The 18,959-nt window shown below is 74.1% G+C and carries 13 protein-coding genes; 6 read left to right on the top strand and 7 right to left on the bottom strand.

Features of this window, described 5'->3' with window-relative positions; translation table 11 throughout:
- Entirely contained in the window at positions 1–582 is a 582-nt protein-coding gene (locus ABT095_RS19715; RefSeq protein ID WP_350530722.1) for a phosphopantetheine-binding protein, read from the bottom strand.
- Between the two features lie 172 nt (positions 583–754).
- Between ABT095_RS19715 and ABT095_RS19720 the strand changes: the two genes are divergently transcribed.
- Complete coding sequence (locus ABT095_RS19720; protein ID WP_350530723.1) at positions 755–1,519, top strand: alpha/beta hydrolase family protein; 765 nt, start codon at positions 755–757, stop codon at positions 1,517–1,519.
- Positions 1,520–1,626: 107 nt separating this feature from the next.
- Positions 1,627–2,607, top strand: a complete 981-nt coding sequence (locus tag ABT095_RS19725; protein ID WP_350530724.1) for an aldo/keto reductase — start codon at positions 1,627–1,629, stop codon at positions 2,605–2,607.
- An 11-nt stretch (positions 2,608–2,618) separates the two neighbouring features.
- On the opposite strand, the gene ABT095_RS19730 is transcribed toward ABT095_RS19725, so the two are convergent.
- Positions 2,619–5,282, bottom strand: coding sequence for an MXAN_6230/SCO0854 family RING domain-containing protein (locus ABT095_RS19730; protein ID WP_350530725.1), 2,664 nt, complete (start codon positions 5,280–5,282; stop codon positions 2,619–2,621).
- A 403-nt stretch (positions 5,283–5,685) separates the two neighbouring features.
- Here ABT095_RS19730 and ABT095_RS19735 point away from each other — a divergent pair, with 403 nt between their 5' ends.
- The gene (locus ABT095_RS19735) at positions 5,686–7,617 is read left to right on the top strand and encodes a glycoside hydrolase family 5 protein (RefSeq protein ID WP_350530726.1); all 1,932 of its coding nucleotides are present in this window, start codon (positions 5,686–5,688) and stop codon (positions 7,615–7,617) included.
- A gap of 196 nt (positions 7,618–7,813) precedes the next feature.
- Positions 7,814–9,703, top strand: coding sequence for a hypothetical protein (locus ABT095_RS19740; RefSeq protein WP_350530727.1), 1,890 nt, complete (start codon positions 7,814–7,816; stop codon positions 9,701–9,703).
- A gap of 52 nt (positions 9,704–9,755) precedes the next feature.
- On the opposite strand, the gene ABT095_RS19745 is transcribed toward ABT095_RS19740, so the two are convergent.
- On the bottom strand, positions 9,756–10,832 hold the full coding sequence (locus ABT095_RS19745) for a LacI family DNA-binding transcriptional regulator (RefSeq protein ID WP_350530728.1): 1,077 nt from the start codon (positions 10,830–10,832) through the stop codon (positions 9,756–9,758).
- Positions 10,833–10,910: 78 nt separating this feature from the next.
- Here ABT095_RS19745 and ABT095_RS19750 point away from each other — a divergent pair, with 78 nt between their 5' ends.
- Positions 10,911–13,013 carry a DUF4132 domain-containing protein gene (locus ABT095_RS19750; protein WP_350530729.1) on the top strand — a complete coding sequence of 701 codons (2,103 nt, stop codon included), beginning with the start codon at positions 10,911–10,913 and terminating at the stop codon, positions 13,011–13,013.
- A gap of 66 nt (positions 13,014–13,079) precedes the next feature.
- Here ABT095_RS19750 and ABT095_RS19755 read toward each other — a convergent pair whose 3' ends face one another.
- The 4 genes from ABT095_RS19755 to ABT095_RS19770 all read right to left on the bottom strand — a co-directional run bounded on the left by ABT095_RS19755 (position 13,080) and on the right by ABT095_RS19770 (position 17,430).
- Positions 13,080–13,760 carry a hypothetical protein gene (locus ABT095_RS19755; RefSeq protein ID WP_350530730.1) on the bottom strand — a complete coding sequence of 227 codons (681 nt, stop codon included), beginning with the start codon at positions 13,758–13,760 and terminating at the stop codon, positions 13,080–13,082.
- 57 nt (positions 13,761–13,817) lie between these two features.
- Positions 13,818–14,036: a hypothetical protein gene (locus ABT095_RS19760; protein ID WP_350530731.1), complete on the bottom strand. Its 219-nt coding sequence runs from the start codon at positions 14,034–14,036 to the stop codon at positions 13,818–13,820.
- Between the two features lie 73 nt (positions 14,037–14,109).
- The gene (locus ABT095_RS19765) at positions 14,110–16,044 is read right to left on the bottom strand and encodes a Xaa-Pro dipeptidyl-peptidase (protein ID WP_350530732.1); all 1,935 of its coding nucleotides are present in this window, start codon (positions 16,042–16,044) and stop codon (positions 14,110–14,112) included.
- Positions 16,045–16,176: 132 nt separating this feature from the next.
- Complete coding sequence (locus tag ABT095_RS19770) at positions 16,177–17,430, bottom strand: RsbRD N-terminal domain-containing protein (RefSeq protein ID WP_350530733.1); 1,254 nt, start codon at positions 17,428–17,430, stop codon at positions 16,177–16,179.
- A 153-nt stretch (positions 17,431–17,583) separates the two neighbouring features.
- On the opposite strand from ABT095_RS19770, the gene ABT095_RS19775 reads away from it, so the two are divergent.
- Positions 17,584–18,918, top strand: a complete 1,335-nt coding sequence (locus tag ABT095_RS19775; RefSeq protein ID WP_350530734.1) for a lipase family protein — start codon at positions 17,584–17,586, stop codon at positions 18,916–18,918.
- Positions 18,919–18,959: the final 41 nt, after the last annotated feature.

Below are 18,959 nucleotides of genomic sequence, written 5' to 3' on the forward strand. Positions count from 1 at the left end.
TCAGGCCGGCCGGTCGGCGGGCAGGGCGCGCTCGGCCAGCAGCCGCGCGAGTTCGCGCACGGTGCCGGCGGCGAACAGCTCCACCACGCTCACCGCCGCGCCGAACTCCGCCTGGAGGGCGGTCAGGAAGCGCACCGCCGTGAGCGAGTCGCCGCCGAGGTCGACGAAGTCGTCCAGCGCGCCGACCCGCGGCAGGGCGAGCAGCTCGGCCAGGCGGTCCGCAAGCGCCGCCTCCAGCTCCGTCCCGGCCGGCTCGTACCGGGACAGGCTGGCGAACTCGCCGAGTTCCGCGGCGAGTTCGCCGACCGAGTCGGGTCGTCCGGTCGGCAGCGTGCTCACCGAGAGCACGGCCGGGTCGGCCGGGTGGCCGGCCGCCAGCAGGTCCGCGCGGAGGTCCTCGCGGATCTCCAGCGGGCCGTACATCTCGTCCAGCACCACGACGGCTCCGGCGCCGTCCGGCGTGACCGCCGCCTCGCGGACGCCCGGATGGCGGGTGAGGGTCTGCTCGATCAGCGCCTGCAACGCCGTCCTCGGCTCCGACGCCGTCTTCGGCGCGGTCGTCCCGGTCTCCCGGCCCATCATGCTCCACCCACTGGTTCGGTACTCGGCAGCAGAGTGTTGCACTGTGCCTGACGCACAGTCACAACTCGTGTCACTCGATCGAGTGAGCGGCGCCGGGCCTTCCGCCGGCCGGGCGGGCCGGACACCAGAATGGCGACCGTCCTCACCCCGTCGCGCCTCTTCCGGAGCTCGGATGACCACCGCCACCGGGCACCGCCGGCGGCTGACGCTCGGCCGCATCCCGTTCACCGCCTGCCGGGCGGACCCGCGCTTCTCGTACTGCCGGTACGTGCCGGAGCGGGCCACGGCACGGAGCCCGCTGCTGGTGGTCGTGCACGGGGACCGGCGCACCGCCGAGCAGTACCGGAACGCGCTGGAGCACTTCGCCGAGGCGCACGGCTGCATTGTGCTCGCGCCGCTGTTCCCGGTCGGGGTGCCGCGCCAGGGCGACCCGTTCACCTACAAGCGCCTGAGCGGCGGGGGGTTGAGGTTCGACCTGGTGCTGCTGCGGATGGTCGAGGAGGCGGCCGCCCGGGCCGGCCGGTTCTACCTGCACGGCTTCTCCGGCGGTGGGCAGTTCGCGCTGCGGTTCCACAGCCTGCACCCGGAGCGGCTGGCCGGGCTGTCGGTCGGCGCCCCGGGCCGGATCACCCTGCCCGACCCCACCCTGCCGTGGCCGGCCGGCACCGCCGACGCGGCCGAACGGTTCGGCCTCACACCCTCCCTCGAGGCGGCACGCGCCGTCCCGGTGCACCTGACCGTGGGCGAGCTCGACACCCGGCGCCCCGCACGGCCGCCGCAGCTGTCCCGGGTCGAGCAGACCACCGGGCTGTACCACCGGCTGCGGGCCCTGGGCGTCCCGGCGACGCTGGAGATCGTCCCGGGCCTCGGCCACGACGGGTTCGCGCTGCTCCCGGCCGCGACCGGCTTCCTGGGCGGCCTGATGGGGGCGGGCTGACCGGAGCGCGGGGGATGCTGGGCGGGCTGCTCGGGGCGGGCGGATAGGGTCGGAGCCGCACGGGGTGCGCTGCCCCGGCCGCCCTCACCGCAGAACGGAGCTCAGCCATGGCGACGACCGCCTCCGCCGCTGGATCGATCGCCCGGTTCGGCCTGGGCACGGCGGCGGTCGGCCGGCCCGGGTACATCACGCTCGGGCGGGACCTCGACCTGCCGGCGGAGCGCAGCGTCGAGGCGCTCCGGGCGCGGACCCACGCACTGCTCGACGCCGCGTACGCCGCCGGGGTGCGGTACTTCGACACGGCCCGGTCGTACGGGCGGGCGGAGGAGTTCGTGGGCGAGTGGCTGGCCACCCGGCCCGCGGGGGCGGACGTCACGGTGGGCAGCAAGTGGGGGTACACCTACACCGCCGACTGGCGGGCCTCGGGCGTGCCCGTGCACGAGGTCAAGGAGCACTCGACGGCGGTCTTCGACCGGCAGCTGCGGGAGAGCAGGGCGCTGCTGGGCTCCCGGCTGGACGTCTACCTGGTGCACTCCGTCACCCCGGACAGCCCGGCGCTGACCGACCGCGCGCTGCAGGAGCGGCTGGCGGCGCTGGCGGCGGAGGGCGTGCGGGTCGGCCTGTCGACCAGCGGACCGGCCCAGGGCGAGACCGTCCGGGCCGCGCTGGCGGTGACGGTCGCGGGCCGGCCGCTGTTCTCGGCCGTGCAGTCGACCTGGAACGTGCTCGAGACCTCCGCCGGGCCCGCGCTGGCCGAGGCGCACGCGGCGGGTCTGCTGGTGGTGGTGAAGGAGGGCATGGCCAACGGCCGCCTCGCCGACCGCAACGCCACCGGGCCGGACACCGCCGCCCTGCGCACCCTCGCCGCCGCCCACGGCGCCACCTGCGACGCCCTCGCCCTGGCCGCCGTCGCCGCCCAGCCCTGGGCCGATCTCGTCCTCTCCGGCGCGGCCACCGAGGCCCAACTGACCTCCAACCTCGCCGCCGCCCACCTCGCCCTCACCCCGGACGACCTCGCCACCCTGACCCCCCTCACCGAACCGGCCGAGCACTACTGGAAGACCCGCGCCGCCCTCCCCTGGGCCTGAGCCCACTCGGCTCAGCGGGGATCGGGACCGAAGGCGGCCACCAGGTCGCCGGCGGTGAGGCGGGCGAGGCTGTCGGGGGCGGCGTCCAGCGGGCCCGGGTAGAGCCGGTAGAGGTGGCCGGAGAGCCCGGGCGGGGCGGGCAGGTCGGCGTTGACCAGGGCGATGAACGCCCTTCGGCCGGTGAGGAGTTCCGGGAGCGCGGCGGACTCCGGGGTGGGCGGCTCGGGCTCGCTCAGGCTGCGCAGGCGGGCCGCGAATTCAGCGGTGGTCTCGGCCGGCCGGCGGTGCCACTCCCGTGGGCCGGCGCCGCCGCGGACCAGGACCCGGTCGGTGGTCGCCGCGGCGGTGGCGCAGGCCAAGTCCCACAGGGTGGCGCGGCCCTCGGGTGAGAAGTGGGCGAGCACGTCGCGGCTGAGCTGCCCGACCTCCCCCTGGTAGCGGCGGACGCTGTGGTAGCCGCCGTCGGCACCGGTGTTGAGGTCGGTCCAGACGTAGTGGCGGTCCGCCAGATCGATGATCATCGGGACGCACACCTTGGCGTCACCGGCCAGGTCGAGCCGCTGCCGGACGGCTTTCGGGTCGTAGCTGCCCGCCGCCCGGTCGGCGGCGTCGAGCTGGATGAACCCGGCGAAGGCGTCGGTGAGCTGCTCGAAGGAGACGTCGTTGTAGCTGAACACGATCATCACCGCGTAGCGGGAGCCGTCGGCGGTGAGGCGGGCCAGGTCGAGGTCGGCGAACTCGGTGGCGCCGTCGGGCGGCGGGGCCGAGACGTAGTCGCCGGAGTGCACGGCCGCCCGGTCACCGTGCACCAGGTTGGTGTAGTCGCACAGGCCGGTGAACCGCCAGTCGGCGTCGTAGAGGGCCACCGAGAGGTCGAGGTCGACGCGTAGGTGCTCGGGCTGCATCCAGTGCAGGAAGAGCCGCAGCCGGTCGCCCGAAGGCAGCCGCTGGCGGCTGCCGCGCGGCACCGAGACGAGGGTCTTCGCCGAGGCCCGCTCGGCGAAGGGGACGGCCAGATCGCGCAGCCCGTCGTCGAGGAGGGCCAGGTCGTACCGCTCGCCGCAGGCCCGGCGGAGCAGCTCGGACTCGATCAACGCGCAGACCGGAGCGCTGAGTTCGACCGGCACCACGGTGCCGTGGTCCGCCCTGGCATGGGCCAGCGCAACCGTACCGCGCGGGAAGTACAGCCGCCGCTCGCCCGGGGCGCGGGGGCCGCGCAGCCGCCCGTACGCACCGAGCAGCGGGCCGGGGGCGACGCCTCGCAGGGCGGCCTCGACCGTCCGGAGCAGGGCGTCGGGCAGGGGGGTGCCCGGGGCCGTGGTGGCGTGTACCCGCAGCAAGTGGTGCAGGCGGCGGCCGAGTTCGCCCGGCCGCCGGGCCAGCAGCCGGGCTGCGCCCGGTACGTCGCCGCCCGCGAGCAGGGCCTCCAGCTGTCCGGCGAAGCCGGTGAAGCCGAGCCGGGTACGGGCGCCCGCCGTCACCACGCGCAGCGGGGCGGGAGGTTCGGCGAACTCGGCGCCGACCGGATGGGTGCGCAGGTCGGTCTCCCGCAGCAGGGCGAAGGCCGCCGCGATCCGGGGGTGGCGAGCGCGGTGCTCGAAGGGGTGCAGCAGCTCGCCGGCGCGCAGCCAGGCGGAGCGGTGGCGCCGCAGGTCCTCGGCCAGTGCGGCCAGCGGCAGGGCGTCCAAGACCGTGAGCAGGTGGCGCCGCAGCGGGCGCGGCAGATTGCGCAGCCGGAGCCCGCGCGCGGTGGCGGGCAGCAGGTCGGGCTCGGCGCCGGACCAGGCCCAGAGCAGCCGCAGGACATCCGTCGCGCTGTCGATCCGCGCGGTCAGCAGCGGCAGGGCGCGCTCCGGGTCCCGGCGGAGCAGGGCGGCGAGGACGGTGGCCTTGGTCTCCCGGACCGGGATCTGCGCGGGCAGCCGCTCCGCCAAGTCCTCTGGTGCGACGGCGAGCAGGGCCGTGAGGTCCTCGCGGTCCTGCGGGGAGAGCGGGGTGCGGCGGCCGAGCAGGCGGTCGAACTCCGCCATGGCGGCTGCCACGGTGCTCCGCTCGATCAGCCGCAGCGGCCGCAGGGTCTGCTCGCCGCCGAACTGCTCGGCGGCCTTGCGGCCGACCCGGTTGTCCTCGCCGAGATAGGGCTCTGCGGGCAGGGGCGCCGCGCACAGCGGGCAGCGGTCGCCGCCGCCCGTGGCGAGCAGCGCCTGGTGGCAGCCGGTGCAGAGCAGGTGGGCGCAGGGTGCGAGCGCGCCGATCCCGGCCTCGGAGCCGGGCCGCCCGCAGTTGGCGCAGGGCTGGCGCGGCTGGTTGAGGAGGAAGGCGCGGATGTGCCGTGAGTAGAAGAGGTGCGCGTACTCGGGCACGGAGTCCGGGAAGTGGTGGAACAGGGGGCGGTGCTGCCGGTCCGAGCCCAGGCGGTGGTCGATCCGCATGAGCAGGGCGGTGCCGGTGGCGGCCAGCTGGGTCGGGCTCAACCTGGCCAGTGAGGACCGGAGTTGAGTGGTGAGCAGATATCCGCGCTGCACCAGATCGGCGTCCAGCGCGACCAGGCCGCGGACGCTCCACGGGTCGGCGGCGGGCAGCAGGTCACCCGGTGGCACACAGACGGCACCACGGCGACGGAGCAGGAAGGAGTCGAGGTCGACGTCGACAACGGCCGAGGCGACTCGGGTCATACGGAAGGATCTCCCGAGCTGGGCGATGAGTTGGGAGGGGCGGAGAGGGGGCGCACTGGCTGTTGTCAGAGGAGTGAGAAGGAAGCACGCCGCGGAGCCGCCCGCAGGAGGAGAAGCTAGTCGAACGCGCGGCCGGTGCGCCACCGGATTAATCCGGATCTCCTCGTGAGCCGGGCCGGTGGCACTCGAGGGGGCGGCGGAACCCGCGCTGACCTTGGGGGAATGGTTGGTGTCGCGGACGTGAAATGCTCCCCGGCGCACTCCCCGGACGGCTGGTGCGCGGGCTAGATTCCCGCTGGCGGTAAACGGTTACCGTCCGCCCTCCTGACAGCTACCGGCCAGTAGCCGTAGCATGCTCGCCGACCACGCGCGCACTCCATCCTCATCACCGTCTGGAACGACCATGAGAAGACTCGCGATCCGCGCCCTGGCGGCCGGAACAGCCCTGTTCGCGTTCGCGGCGACCACCGTCGGGGGAGCGGCCACCGCCGGGGCCGCCACGCCGAACGCCGCGCCCACCGTGCTGACCGGCCCCCAGCTGGCCGCCTCCTGGACCGGCCCGCTGAGCACCCGGGGCCGGTACATCGTCGATGCCTCGGGCAACCGCTTCAAGCTGAAGTCGGGCAACTGGGCCGGGGCGCAGGGGACGTGGGAGGGCAGCGGCTCGACCACCGATCCGGCGAACAACCAGGCCGGCCAGGTCTCGTACAACATCCCGCTCGGCCTCGACCGGGCGCCGCTGGCGGAAATCCTCGGCGGCTTCCACCAGTTGGGGATCAACAGCATCCGCCTGCCGTTCGCGAACGCGCTGATCCACGACACCACGCCGGTGCCGGACGCGGCGGTCGCGGCCAACCCGCAGCTCAGGGGCGAGACCCCGCTGCAGGTGTTCGACGCGGTGGTGGCAGCGCTCACCGCCGACGGCTTCGCGGTGATCCTCAACAACCACACCACCAGCTACCGGTTCTGCTGCGGCCTGGACGGCAACGAGCGGTGGAACAGTGGGCAGAGCACCCAGCAGTGGGAGGACGACTGGGTGTTCATGGCCGGCCGCTACAAGGCGAACAAGCGGGTGGTCGGCGCCGACCTGCGCAACGAGGTGCGCCGCGACACCTGGGACGACCCGAACTGGGGCTGGGGCGACAGCCATGACGAGAACGCCGCGTTCGAGGAGGCCGGGAACAGGATCCTGCAGGCCGACCCGGACTTGCTGATCGTGATGGAGGGGATCAACTGGTACGGCATCCCGTCCGCCCTGTTCTCGCACGGGCGTCCGATGCTCACCCCGGTGGCCACGCTGTCCAACACCCTGGTCAACTCCGGCAAGTTGGTCTACTCCGCGCACTTCTACGCCTACACCGGCCCGGCCAACACCGGCGCGGGCAGCGGCCTCGGCTCGACCAGCGACCCGCGCTACGAGGACTTCACGCCAGGCCAACTGGCCTCCGTGGTGAACCAGGAGGCGCTGTTCGTCACGCAGGCCGGCCAGCACTTCACGGCCCCGGTGTGGGTGAGCGAGTTCGGTGCGGGCGGGCGCGGTTCGAACGACGCCAAGGAGCAGGCCTGGTTCAAGAACTTCACCGACCTGCTGGTGGCGAACGACACCGACTTCGCGGTCTGGCCGCTGGTCGGCTGGCAGAACGACGGTGTGCCGCAGGACAGCTGGGCGATGCTGGCGTACGACCCGGCCGGGCGGCGGCTCTCGGTCGAGGACGCGGGCGACTGGCGGGCCGCCGACTGGAACAAGCTGGTGGACGCGCCCGCCGCCACCGGCCAGGTGGCGCAGGTGGCGCACTGGAACCAGCTGAACCTGGACCACACCGACTACGACGTCTCGGCCCGGATGACGGCGCTGCCGGACTGGAGCGTCGGCAACCGCAAGGGCAACTGCCCCGACGGTGAGCGGCTGACGGGGCTCGGCCGCAGCGACAGCCGGGGTCTGTGCACCGACGCCGGCGAGCCGGCGGCCGGTACGGGCGGCTGGGTGACGGTCACCGACGAGCGGTACGTCACGCACGGCGACTGGGCCTCGGGCTACAACAAGCTGCAGTGCCCGGACAGCACCTTCGCCGTCGGCTACAGCGTGCACAGCAACTCGATGTCGGCCCTGTTGTGTGCCCCGGCCACCGCGGCGCTGCCGCTGACCGGGCACAACGTGTGGTTCGACCACGGCGACAACCGGCCGGCCGTCGGCGGCTCGAACGCCAGCGACTGGGCGGTGGGCTACTACAAGGGCCAGTGCGGCGACAACGAGTACCTGGCGGGTGTGGCCTACACCTGGCAGTGGAACCACGGCGGTGTCCCCGACGCCCTGCTCTGCCGCCCCTTGAGCTGAGCCCCCGCAGGCCGGAGTGGACGGGGGCGGCCGAGCGGCTGCCCCCAGCTCCCCCGTCATGTTCAAATCCGAAGCAGCCACGGAAAGTTCATGACAAATCAGGGGGATCGTCGCCTGGCACAGGGGTATGAGGTAAGCGCTTTCCTGACAAGCTGTCAGCAACCCGCCCGCGCTCCCCGACCTGAGAGGCCCCCACGTGGCCAAGCGCAAGCTCCTGTTGATACCCGCCGTCGCCGCCTCGACCCTGCTGGTGTTCGGCGGCGGAGTCCTCGCGGCGGCGCCGTCCGCCTTCGCGGACACCCCCACGGCGACCGCCCCGACCAGTGCCCCGGCGACGCTCGCACCGCCCGCCACCGGCACCCAGGCCGCGACCGTCGCCACCCCGGCCCAGGCCGCCGCGCCCGCCGCGCCCGCCACCGCCGGGCTCGCGCTCTCCTCCTACGACCCGGGCAGCGGCCAGGCGGTGCTCAAGCCCGCTGCCAACTCCCTGGCCGCGCCGGGAGCTTCGGCCACCGTCCAGCCTGGCCAGCTGATCGACAGCCCGCCCACCCCGGCCGCGCCGCAGGGCGCGCTGGTGGCCGTCACCGGCGTCCAGCAGGCCGCCGACGGCACCGTCTCGGTCAGCACCCGCCCGGCTGCGCTGCCCGAACTGCTCGGCAATACCAGCACCAGCCTGCAGGCCCCGGTCAGCCCGGCCGCGCTCAACGTCCTGCCGCAGGTCAAGGACCTCCAGGTGTCCGTCGACCTGGGCCCGGTCAACGGCCAGGGCTCGATCTCGGGCGGCCTGGGGCTGAGCGCCGACACCGATGTGCCGCTGCCGAACGGCTCCACCGCTCACCTGGCCGGCTCGGTCGAGATCGACCCGACCGTGAGCTTCTCCTACCAGGGCGGCGTGCTCGCCCCGCAGCAGTCCCGGATCGGCTTCGACCTCGGCGCCCACGCGGACTGGCACATCAGCGGCACCAACCTGGCCGCCGGGGCCTCCTTCAAGATCCCGCTGGCCAAGCTCAGTTCGAGCCCGGTGGTGATGGTCGGCCCGCTGCCGGTCGTCATCAACCTGGACTTCGCGCTCTCGCTGGACGTCAGCGCCGACGGCACCGTCACGGTGGACGCCGAGCAGAGCTACGACGGCCACTGGGGCGTCCACTCCGACTACACCAGCGCCCAGGGCTGGACCACCACCACCGACCCCGGCACGTCCACCGTCTCCCCGCTGAAGCTCAACCTCAGCGGCAACGCCTCGCTCAAGACCGGCCTGCTGGCCGAGGGTTCGATCGCGCTCTACGACACGCTCGGTGTGAAGGCCTCGATCGAGCCGTACCTGCGCACCGCCGTGAACGGCTCGGTCGTGCTCGGCTCCGGCGCGCCGCCCAGCGGCAGCGGCACGGTGGACCTCTATGGCGGGCTGGACATCAACGGCGCGCTGATGGCCCGGCTGGCGATCCTCGGCACGCCGATCCTGGAGAAGGACCTGCCGTTCCTGGCCTACCACCAGGAGTGGCCGATCACCTCGCAGAACCTCGGCCAGGCCCCGGCGACCGCGCCGGTGAGCTGGAACTCGCTCAACTCCGCCTGGGCGGACGACAACCGCTCGGCCACCCTGAAGACGGACTGGGACCCGTACGCCCGCAAGGCGACCTGCCCGGACGGCAGCCGGCTGGCCGGCCTGAGCAACGGCGGCGACCTGGGCCTGTGCACCAGCGTCACCCGCCCGGACCTGTGGGCCGCGGACCACTCCTACGTGGTCGGCCACGGCGGATCGAATGTGAGCGCCGACTGGGCCTCGGGTTACAACAAGGCCCAGTGCCCGGCGGGTTACGCCGTAACCGGGTACAGCCGCAACGGCACCAGCATGGGTGTGCTGTGCGCCAAGTCCGGTGCGCCGCTCGCCACCACGAGCCGGACGGTCTGGTTCGACTCCGGCGACAACCGGCCGGCGGGCGCCGGTGGCGGTGACTTCGCGTACGGCTACTACAAGGGCCAGTGCGCGGACGACGAGTACGTGGCCGGGGTCGCCTTCCGTGCGCCCTGGTGGCAGCTGTGGGCGGCGCGACCGTACGCGCTGCTCTGCCAGAAGCTCGGCTGAGCCACCGGCAGGCGGCCCGGACTCCGTACGCGGGAGTCCGGGCCGTCCGGCTTCAGCCGGCGGCCGGCCCGGTGCTGGCGCGGACGGTCAGGCCGACCTCCAACTCGACGATGCGGCGCGCCCCTTGGTGCTCCGGCGGCTCGAGGAGCAGCTCCATCGCGCGGGAGCCGATCCGCTCGACCGGCAGCCGGACGGCGGTCAGCGCCGGGTGCAGGTCGGCGGTGAACGGCAGGCCGCCGAAGCCGACCACGGAGACCTCGGCGGGCACCGCCCGGCCGAGCCCGTCCCGCAGGGCGGAGAGCGCGCCCGCGGCCATGCAGTCGTTGAGCGCCAGCACGGCGGTCAAGTCCGGTCTGGCGGTGAAGAGTTCGAGGGTGGCGGCATGGCCGCCGTCGCGGGTGAAGTCCGCCGCCGCCACGCAGCGGGGGGCAAGCCTGGCCCCGCGGGCGTCCAGAGCGCGGCGGACGCCGTCGAGCCGCTGGTCGGCGGTGACCAGCCCCGCCGGCCCCGCGACCACGCCGATCCGGCGGTGGCCCAGCTCCCACAGGTGCGCGACGGCCAGCTCGGCCCCGTACCGGTGGTCGACGGTGACCAGGTCGGCGTCCACGCCGTGGCCTCCGATGCAGACCACCCGGCCGCCCTCTTCGGCGAACCCCGCCAGCGTCTCCGCCAGCCGGGCCGCGAACTCCGGCTCGGTGAAGCCGCTCCCGGCCAGCAGCAGCCCGTCGGCCCGCTGGGTGCGCATCCGGCGCAGGTGCTCCAGCTCCAGCTGCGGGTCGCGGAAGGTCGCGGCCAGCATCACCATCAGCTCGCTCTCCCGGGCGACCCTGGTCACCCCGGCCACCAGCTCCGCGAAGTACGGGTCGGTGATGTCGTGGACGATCAGCCCGACCGTCGAGCTGCGCGAGCGGGCCAGCGCCTGGGCGGGTGCGTTGGAGACGTAGTCCAGCTCGGCCGCGGCGGCCAGCACCCGGCTGCGCAGCTCCTCGCCGACCGCCCGGCCGGAGGCGCCGTGCAGCGCCCGGGAGGCGGTGGCGATCGAGACGCCCGCGTGCTCCGCGACCTGCTGGAGCGTCACGGCCCGGTGGGCGCGCTCGGTGGTGCTCCGTGTCCTGGGACTCCTCACCATGCCGGTACGGTACCCGACCGACCGGGTGGCTCCGGGGTGGTGGCACGGTTGTCGGGGGTCCTGGTTATGGTCGGCGCCGTGACGACGACTACGACAGAAGAGCTGGACGCCGCAGTGGCGGAGCTGCTCGACGTGCTGGACTCGGGGCGGCTTGGTTCGGTCTGCATGGCTCTGGAGGCGGTGGACATCGCGGTGGCGGGGGACTGGTCCGCCGAGGGCGTGCTGGCGGCCCGGGAGCGGGTGCTGGCCCTGCACCCGCGCAGCCGCGCCGAGGTGGTGGCGGACTGTGTGCGCGGCCTGCTGTCGATCTGGCGGCCCGGGCCGGAGACGGACGCGCAGCGGCAGGCCCGGGCGTCGATGATCCGGCTGGCCTCGCTGGTCTCCCAGGGCTGGCCGGACGGGCCGGCCCGCGAGCAGCGGGAGGACTGGCTGCACCTGCTCGGGCGGCAGTGGACCCTGATGGAGGGGGACCGCGCGGTGGAGCTGATCCGGGCGGAGCAGGCGGCGGGCCGGCCGGTCGACGCCGCGGTGGTCGCCACGGTGCGCCGGACGGCCATCGCGATCCGGCCGCCGCAGCAGGGCACGGCCACCGAGCTGGCGGCCGAACTGGACCAGCCGCCGCTCAGCCCCGGCGAGGCCTGGGCCGACCAGGTGCTGGCCGATCTGGCCGAGGAGGCCCGCGGCGGCGGGCGGGCCTGGGCCGAGCTGGTCGGCCACGCCCGCGAGCTCAAGTCGGCCAAGCCGACGGCGCGCTGGGAGAAGGCCGGGCAGGCGCTGCTGGCGGCCGTGGGCCCCGAGGCGGCCCGGGAGCGGATCACCGCGTGGCTGGCCCTGGTCGGTCGCCCGCGGACCCTGGAGCTCGTCGCGGAGCCGCACGAGGAGGGGTTGGGCCAGTTCGACCCGTACAACCTCGACGCGCTGCGCGGGCTCGCCCTGCTGCTCGCGCTGACGCCCGCCCGCCCCGAGAGCGCCCGGGTGCTGGGCCGGCTGGTGGTGTCCGCGCTGCGCAAGGCGCCGGGCATCGGCCCCCGGGCGCCGAAGGTGGCCAACGCCGCCGTGGCCGCGCTGGCCCGTCTCGACGGCACCGACGGGCTCGCCCAACTGGCCCTGCTCAGCACCGGGGTGACGTACAAGGGCACGGTCAAGGAGCTGGACAAGGCGCTGCGTGAGCGGGCCGGGGCGCTCGGCGTCGGGCAGGCCGAGCTCGAGGAACTGGCCGTCCCCGGCTACGGGTTGGACGGGCTGGGCGCATGTGTCAGGCCGTTCGGCGAGGCCCGGGTGGAGCTGCTGGTGGAGGGCGTGCGAGTCCGGCAGGGCTGGTACAACGAGAGCGGCCGCCAGGTGAAGGCCGCGCCCGCCTCGGTCCGGCGCGAACACGCTGAGGAGTTCAAGGAGTTCAAGGCCTCGGTCCAGGAGATCGAGAAGATGCTGGCCGCGCAGTCCGACCGGCTGGAGCGGCAGTACCTGGCGCGGCGCAGCTGGGTGTACGGCCCGTGGCGGGAGCGGCTGCTCGACCACCCGCTGGTGGGCACCCTGGCGCGTAGGCTGGTCTGGGTGGTGGGCGGCACCGCGTACGCCTGGCTCGGCGGTGCGCTGCGTGACGCGCAGGGAGCCGAACCGGGGTTCACCGGCGACGAGCCGGTCGAGCTGTGGCACCCGGTGGACCATCCGGCCGAGGCGGTGTCGGCCTGGCAGGAGCTGCTGGCGCGGCATGGTGTCGACCAGCCGTTCGCGCAGGTGCACCGGCAGGTGTACCGGCCGACGGGGGCCAAGGGGGCGCACTGTGACCGGTTCGCCGGCCGTTCGGTGTCGCAGTACCGGTTCAACTCGGCGGCGACGGACAGGGGTTGGCACACCCAGGTGCAGCTGCTGGTGGACAACTCCTTCGCCGGCCCGCGTCGGCTGCTGCCGGAGTGGGGGCTGCGCGCCGAGTTCTGGGTGACCGGTACGGACGCGGACTGGGGGGAGGCCTTCACCGCGCTCACCACCGGCGAGGTGCGGTTCTACCCGATCACGGCGCCGGAGAACCGCACCCAGGCCGGCAGCGGAGAGTACGGGCCGGTCCTGGTGCCCGGGTTGGAACTCGTCGAGCCGGTGCCGCTGGTGGAGGTGCCGGCGCTGGTGCTCAGCGAGGTGCTGTACGAGCTTGACCTTTGCGTGCGGGCCGCTGGACCTGAGTGAGGGCCCGGCAAGGCGATGACCCAGCCGCCCCGGCCGCGGTCGAACCCAGTGCGCCCAGAGGGTCCGCTACAAGCCGAAGGTGAGCAGGGCCGCGACCGGCTCGCCTTCGGCGTCCAGGCACATGGTGGTGCTGGAGCCGTCCGGGTCGACCAGGATGCCCAGCACCGTGCCGGTGCCGTCCTCGTCCGGGAGCATCAGCCATTCGTTGGCGAAGTCGCCCTCGACCGGCTCCACCGGCCAGTCGGCAGGGTCGAGCCGGGCCACCTTGGTGAGGTGGCCGCGGAAGTTCTCCAGCAGGTAGTCGTCGCCCTCGGCGGCGGCGCGGGCGTGCAGGGTGGCCCAGGTGCGGCGGAGCATCTCACCGGAAGGGCCGATGGTGGTGTTGCCCGAGTCCCCGTGCAGCACGATCAGGCCGGACGGGGTCGCCACGCGGTCGCCCCAGTCGTCCGAGCGCACCGGCGGGGTGTCGCTGGGGTGCACCAGCGCGGCCACCGGAGTCCCGGGGTCGTCCTGGGCGGTGACCAGGTAGACCGGCGTGCCGCCCGCACGCATCGGGAAGCCCGTGGACTCCGGCCCGAGCGGGTCACCGATGGTGCCGTACTCGGCGGTGCCCCGGACCAGGCCGAGGCGCTCGATCCGCCAGCCGTCGACCGTCCACTCCCGCGCGGACGGGTCGGCTATGGCCGCGATCAGCGCGGGCAGGTACTCGTACTCGTCGCCGTGCTGGTCGTACTCGTGGTCAGACATCCGGTCTCCCTGAACTGGTAGGTGAGACGGAGCGTAGACCGTGGATCCGACAGGGCGTCACACCAGGTCGGGCCGCCCGGGCTCCCCGTCGACGCCACCCCGGGGCGGGACGGTCGGCGCGGGCCGCACGTCGCGGGCCGCTGCCGCCATGCCGATGTCCAGCCTGAAGCCCATGCCGTCGCGCGAGTGCTCGGGCGACACCGGGTTCACCGTGCAGGTCTTCGGCGGGTCGCTGATCCGCAGCGGCAGCGGCACCTGCCAGTGGCTCGTGGTCATGGCGGCCGCCGCCTGATGCTCATCCTCTGCGCCAGGTCCCCGGGGTGGCCGAGCCGCCCCGGGGACCGGTGGGTCAGAAGGCGGCGCAGGGCAGGCAGTCGCCGGCGCTGCGGGGCCGGCCGTCGGGGAGGCCCTGGAGGAGCGGGGCGGGGCGGGTGGGTGCGGTGCCCTGGTGGAGGGCGGGGAGGCCGCCGAGCAGGGGGAGGTGGAGGGAGGAGTGGGCCAGGTCGAGGGTCAGGGCCGGCTTGGTGGAGGCGGGCAGGAGGAGGCCGTTGTCGGTGCCGGCCACGATCAGGGCGAGGCGGTGGCCGGCCGGGACGACGTGGTCGGTGCCGGCCAGGGCGAAGGTGATCGGGTAGTACTTGCCCGGGGTGAGGGCCACCGTGCGGCTGAGGCCGGCGTAGTGGCCGAGGTCGGCCCAGCCCCGGCCGAAGACGGTGTAGCCGACGGCGGAGGTGTCGGCCGCGGTGTCCAGGAAGCAGGCGCTGTCGCCCGCCGTGCTGTCGCCCCAGCAGGAGCGGGTGGTCAGGGTGGTGATGCCCTCGCCGTTGCCCTCGTAGTTGCGGATGGTGGCCGGGCCGAGGTCGACCAGGACGGCGCTCAGGTGGGCACTCCTGGTGGTGGACTTGACGGTGAGCGAGATCGAGCCCTGGCCCGAGACCCGCAGGTCCTGGGTGAGCGCGCCGGTGGTGAAGGCGGTCTTCTCGGGGGTGGTGGTCAGCGCCCTGGCCGCCCAGTCGTCCTCGCTGAGGGAGGGGTTGTCGGTGAAGGCGGCGGTGCCGCCGCCGGCCGAGGGGGTCAGCGCGCCGGCCTTGAGGTTCAGGGCGGCGGTCGCCGTGCCGGGGGCGGGCCAGGTGGCGTCCTGGGTCCACTGGTCGGGGGCGCGCTCGATGTCCGCCGCCGGGTCGCGCTGGACGCCGTTGTCGATCCCGAGCAGATAGTGGTCGAACCAGCGGTGGAGGGCGTCGACCCAGGCGCCGCGCCGGTAGTCGAAGGGGTCGACGTGCCCGGTCTGGGAGAGCCAGATCTTGCGGTCCACACCGGTGCCGGCCAGCGCGGACCACCACTGGGAGAAGTTGATGTCACGGACGTTCAGGTCCTGCAGCCCGTGCACCACGAAGACACTGGCCCGCACCTTGGCCGCGGCGGCGACGTAGTCGCGCTGCTGCCACAGGGTGCTCCAGTCGCCGCTGGCCGGGGAGCCCGCGACGAGCTGCTTGCGCACGGTGGCGCAGGCGTGGCTGTCCACCAGGTCGGCGAGGTCGGCGGGTGAGCCGCTGTAGAGCGGGGCGCCGTCGGAGCGGTAGTAGTCGTACCAGGAGCTGATGGCCGAGATCGGCACGACGGTCTTGAGGCCGTCGACCCCGGTGGCCGCCACGCCATTGGCAATGGTGCCGTCCCAGGACTTGCCGATCATGCCGACCGAGCCGTTCGCCCAGGCCGGCGAGGCCGCGGTGCCTCCGGTGCGGGCGGTCCAGCCGGGCGCGCGGCCGTTCAGCCAGTCGATGACGGCCTTGGCGGAGGTGACGTCGGAGGGCCCGCCGACGTCGGAGCAGCCGTCGGAGCGGTTGGTGCCGGCCAGGTCGACCAGCACGACGGCGTAGCCGCGCGGGACGAAGTAGTTGTCGTAGAAGAGCGGGAACTGGACCGGCCGGCCCTGGGCGTCGTACGTCTTGAGCTGGGACTCGTTGCCCCGGCCGCAGCAGGCGTAGTACGGGCTGGCGTCCATGACGACGGGGATCCGCTGCCCGGCGGCGGCCGGTTCGCTCGGGCGGACGATGTCGGCGGCCACCCGGTCGGTCTTCCCGTCGCTGTCGCCGTCCAGCCCGGTGTCCACCCAGACCGTCTCGCGGACGGCGGCGGCGTAGGAGTAGACGGGCTGGCTGGCGCCGTCCCGGATCGCGCCGAGGGCGGCGGCCCGGGCGGCGGTGGGGGAGAGCTGGGTGGCGGTGAGGGCGGCCAGGAGCGTGCAGACGAGGAGCAGCGAACGTAGCAGTCTGGTTGGCATACCGTCCGACGGTATGCCCGGTGGGCTTGGCGTGGAAGGACTTTGACGAGTCATGGACAAGTTGTTATGGGCCGGAGCTGCTGAGGCTTATGGCCCTGCGGCTCATGACCCCGCCGCCTGTGCCCCCGCGGCTCATGACCCCGCAGCGGCGAGGTCGTAGGCGGCCAGCGCGGCGCGCAGGGTGAGCTGGTCGGTGCCCCGGGCGGCGTCGAGGCCGGTGAGCTCGGTGGCTCTGCGCACGCGGTAGTCGACCGTGTTGGGGTGGACCTGGAGCCGGGCGGCGGCACCGCGCCGGTCGAGGCCGCAGGCGAGGAAGGTGCGCAGGGTGTCCAGCAGTTCGGGCCGGGTGGCGAGCGGGGCGAGCAGCGCGGCCAGCCGGTCCCGGGCCGGGCTCGGGCGGCTGAGCTGGTACTCGACCAGGAGGTCGTCGAGCAGGTGGAGCCCCGGCGCCCGGCCGGAGGCCCGGGCCACCTCGCGGAGTTCGCCCACCAGCCGGGCGGCCGCCGCGACCTCGGCCGGAGCGGCGGCGGCCGCCGCCACCAGCAGCTCGGCCCCGCAGGCCCGGGCGAGTTCGTCCACCAGCCGGGCCAGCCGGACGCGGTCCGCCCCGGCGAGGTCGGCGGGCGGCGGATCGGCCGGGACCAGCACCAGCCCGCCGGTGCCGGAGAGCGCGGAGAGCGGATCGCCGCCCGTGCTGCGCCGCAGCTCGCCGCGCAGCCGCCGCAGCTTGCGGCGGGCCGCCACGGCGTGGTTGACCCCGGGCCGCAGCTCGTCGGGGTGCGGCCCCATGGTGATGCCGAGCACCAGGTAGCAGGGCGGCAGCGCGAGACCGGCCCGGTCGGCCGCGGCCTGCGCGTCGCCGCCCGCCAGCAGGCTGGACAGCAGCGCCTGGCGGGCGACCTGATCGTCGCTCAGCGCCGTCTGCCGCTCCTGGACGTAGCCCGCCGCGACCGCGCAGCTCACCAGGCGCAGGTAGCCGAGCAGCCGGTCCTGCACCAGCAGGACGTCCGCCAGGTCGTCCGGGGTGGCGGCGGTGAGCACCTGGGCGGCGCACTCCTGCGCCCCGAAGTGGTACGCCCCGACCACGGCCTCCAGCGGCACGCCTTCGTCCGCCCGCCGCGCCGAGGACTCGCTGATCCGCGCGAGCTCCGCCTGGCCGGGCGGCTCCCCGGTGCGCAGCACCTCGGTGAAGGCGCGGATGGCCCGGTCCACCTCGCGGGTGACCTCGCCGCGCAGCTGCTCGGAGGGCAGTGCGCCGTAGGCGGGGAGCACGGCGACCAGACGGGCCATCACGGCGGGGGCCAGCGCCGGAGCGGCGGCGCGGATGCGTTCGTGCACGGGCACGCCGCCGAACCGGGGTACCTGGTCGCCTTTGTGCGTCGTCACAATCCACCTCGCCAATCTCTGGGGCACAGCCCGGGGACAGTGCGCCGCAGCGCCGTCATGATGTTTCCCGGACGTTACCTACCAGTTGGTAACACGGTTGGCAGTACGTCCGCCGACGGTTCACCAGAAGAACCCACCGATCCGGGGGAGCCCATGCGCAAGAACACGTCCCGGCTGCTCGCCGCCGCCGTCACCGCGGTGCTGGCCGCCACGGCCACGGCGGCCACCGCGGGCCCGGCCGCAGCGGCGGTACGGTCCGCGGCCGCGGTGAGCGACCCGTTCTACTCCTACGACGGCACCACGCCGCTGGCCTCGCTGGAGCCGGGCACCGTGCTGAAGACCCGGACCCTCGCGTACCACGTGGTGGGCCTGCCCACCCCGGTCCGGGCGATCCAGCTGCTCTACCGCACCACCGACGCCCAGGGGCGCCCGGCCGCCAACGTCACCACCGTGGTGCGCAGCCTGACCGGCGACGGCAGCAAGGCCGTCTCGTACCAGTCGTTCTACGACTCGCTCAACCCGCAGGACAGCCCCTCCCGGGCGGTGGCCGGGGACCTCAGCCTGGGCGGGGTGATCCCGAACGCCGAGTCGCTCTTCCTGGTGCCGGTGCTCCTGCAGGGCTACAACGTGGTCATCCCGGACACCGAGGGGCAGAACGCCGACTTCGCGGCTGGCCCGGAGTACGGGATCAACACGCTGGACTCGATCCGGGCTGCGGGCAACTCACCCGCCACCGGCATGGACGCCGGCACCAGCTTCGGGCTGATGGGCTACTCAGGCGGTGCCATCGCGACCGACTGGGCGGCCGCGCTCGCGCCCGGCTACGCGCCCGAGGTCAACCGCAGACTGGTCGGCTACGCCGAGGGCGGCCTGCTGGTGGACCCGGCGCACAACCTCAAGTACGTCGACGGCTCGCTCGCGTGGAACGGGATTCTCCCGATGGCGGTCATCGGAGTCTCGCGCTCCTTCGGCATCGATCTGAAGCCCTACCTCAGCGCCTACGGCCTGTCGGTCTACCAGCAGCTGGAGCACGGGTCGATCGTCGACGCGCTCGGCCACTACCCGGGGCTGACCTGGCAGAAGATGGCGAAGCCGCAGTACGCCGACCCGGACTCGGTGCCGCCCTTCGTGATGGCGGTGAACCGGAACAACCTCGGCTCGGCGCCGTCGCCGACCGTGCCCGGCTATGTCGCCCAGGGCAACGGCGGAGTCTTTGAGGGCACCTTCAACAGCCCGTCCGGCATCGGTACGGGCGACGGCGTGATGGTCGCCGGGGACGTCCGGGCGCTCGCGCGGCAGTACTGCGCGAGCGGCGTCCCGCTCAAGTACCAGCAGTACGACCTGCTCAGCCACGTGGGCGTCCCGGTGGTCTGGGCGCCGCAGGCCCTGGGCTGGCTGAACGACCGCTTCGCGGGGCGGACGGCCCCCTCCGACTGCGGGCACATCCCGGCCGGGAACTCGCTCGCTCCGGAGCGGCCGACCTCCTGACCGGCCGTCGCCCCCGGCGGGAACTACGGGGGCGACGGGTC

It is taken from the genome of Kitasatospora sp. NPDC002227 (genome assembly GCF_040296285.1).
Classification (GTDB): domain Bacteria; phylum Actinomycetota; class Actinomycetes; order Streptomycetales; family Streptomycetaceae; genus Kitasatospora.

Bases quoted from the DNA above. Each gene is read 5' to 3' on its own strand.
- ABT095_RS19775 (WP_350530734.1), top strand. From the start codon at position 17,584: ATGCGCAAGAACACGTCCCGGCTGCTCGCCGCCGCCGTCACCGCGGTG.
- ABT095_RS19745 (WP_350530728.1), bottom strand. From the start codon at position 10,832: ATGGTGAGGAGTCCCAGGACACGGAGCACCACCGAGCGCGCCCACCGG.
- ABT095_RS19730 (WP_350530725.1), bottom strand. From the start codon at position 5,282: ATGACCCGAGTCGCCTCGGCCGTTGTCGACGTCGACCTCGACTCCTTC.
- ABT095_RS19715 (WP_350530722.1), bottom strand. From the start codon at position 582: ATGATGGGCCGGGAGACCGGGACGACCGCGCCGAAGACGGCGTCGGAG.
- ABT095_RS19765 (WP_350530732.1), bottom strand. From the start codon at position 16,044: ATGCCAACCAGACTGCTACGTTCGCTGCTCCTCGTCTGCACGCTCCTG.
- ABT095_RS19760 (WP_350530731.1), bottom strand. From the start codon at position 14,036: ATGACCACGAGCCACTGGCAGGTGCCGCTGCCGCTGCGGATCAGCGAC.
- ABT095_RS19725 (WP_350530724.1), top strand. From the start codon at position 1,627: ATGGCGACGACCGCCTCCGCCGCTGGATCGATCGCCCGGTTCGGCCTG.
- ABT095_RS19720 (WP_350530723.1), top strand. From the start codon at position 755: ATGACCACCGCCACCGGGCACCGCCGGCGGCTGACGCTCGGCCGCATC.
- ABT095_RS19735 (WP_350530726.1), top strand. From the start codon at position 5,686: ATGAGAAGACTCGCGATCCGCGCCCTGGCGGCCGGAACAGCCCTGTTC.
- ABT095_RS19755 (WP_350530730.1), bottom strand. From the start codon at position 13,760: ATGTCTGACCACGAGTACGACCAGCACGGCGACGAGTACGAGTACCTG.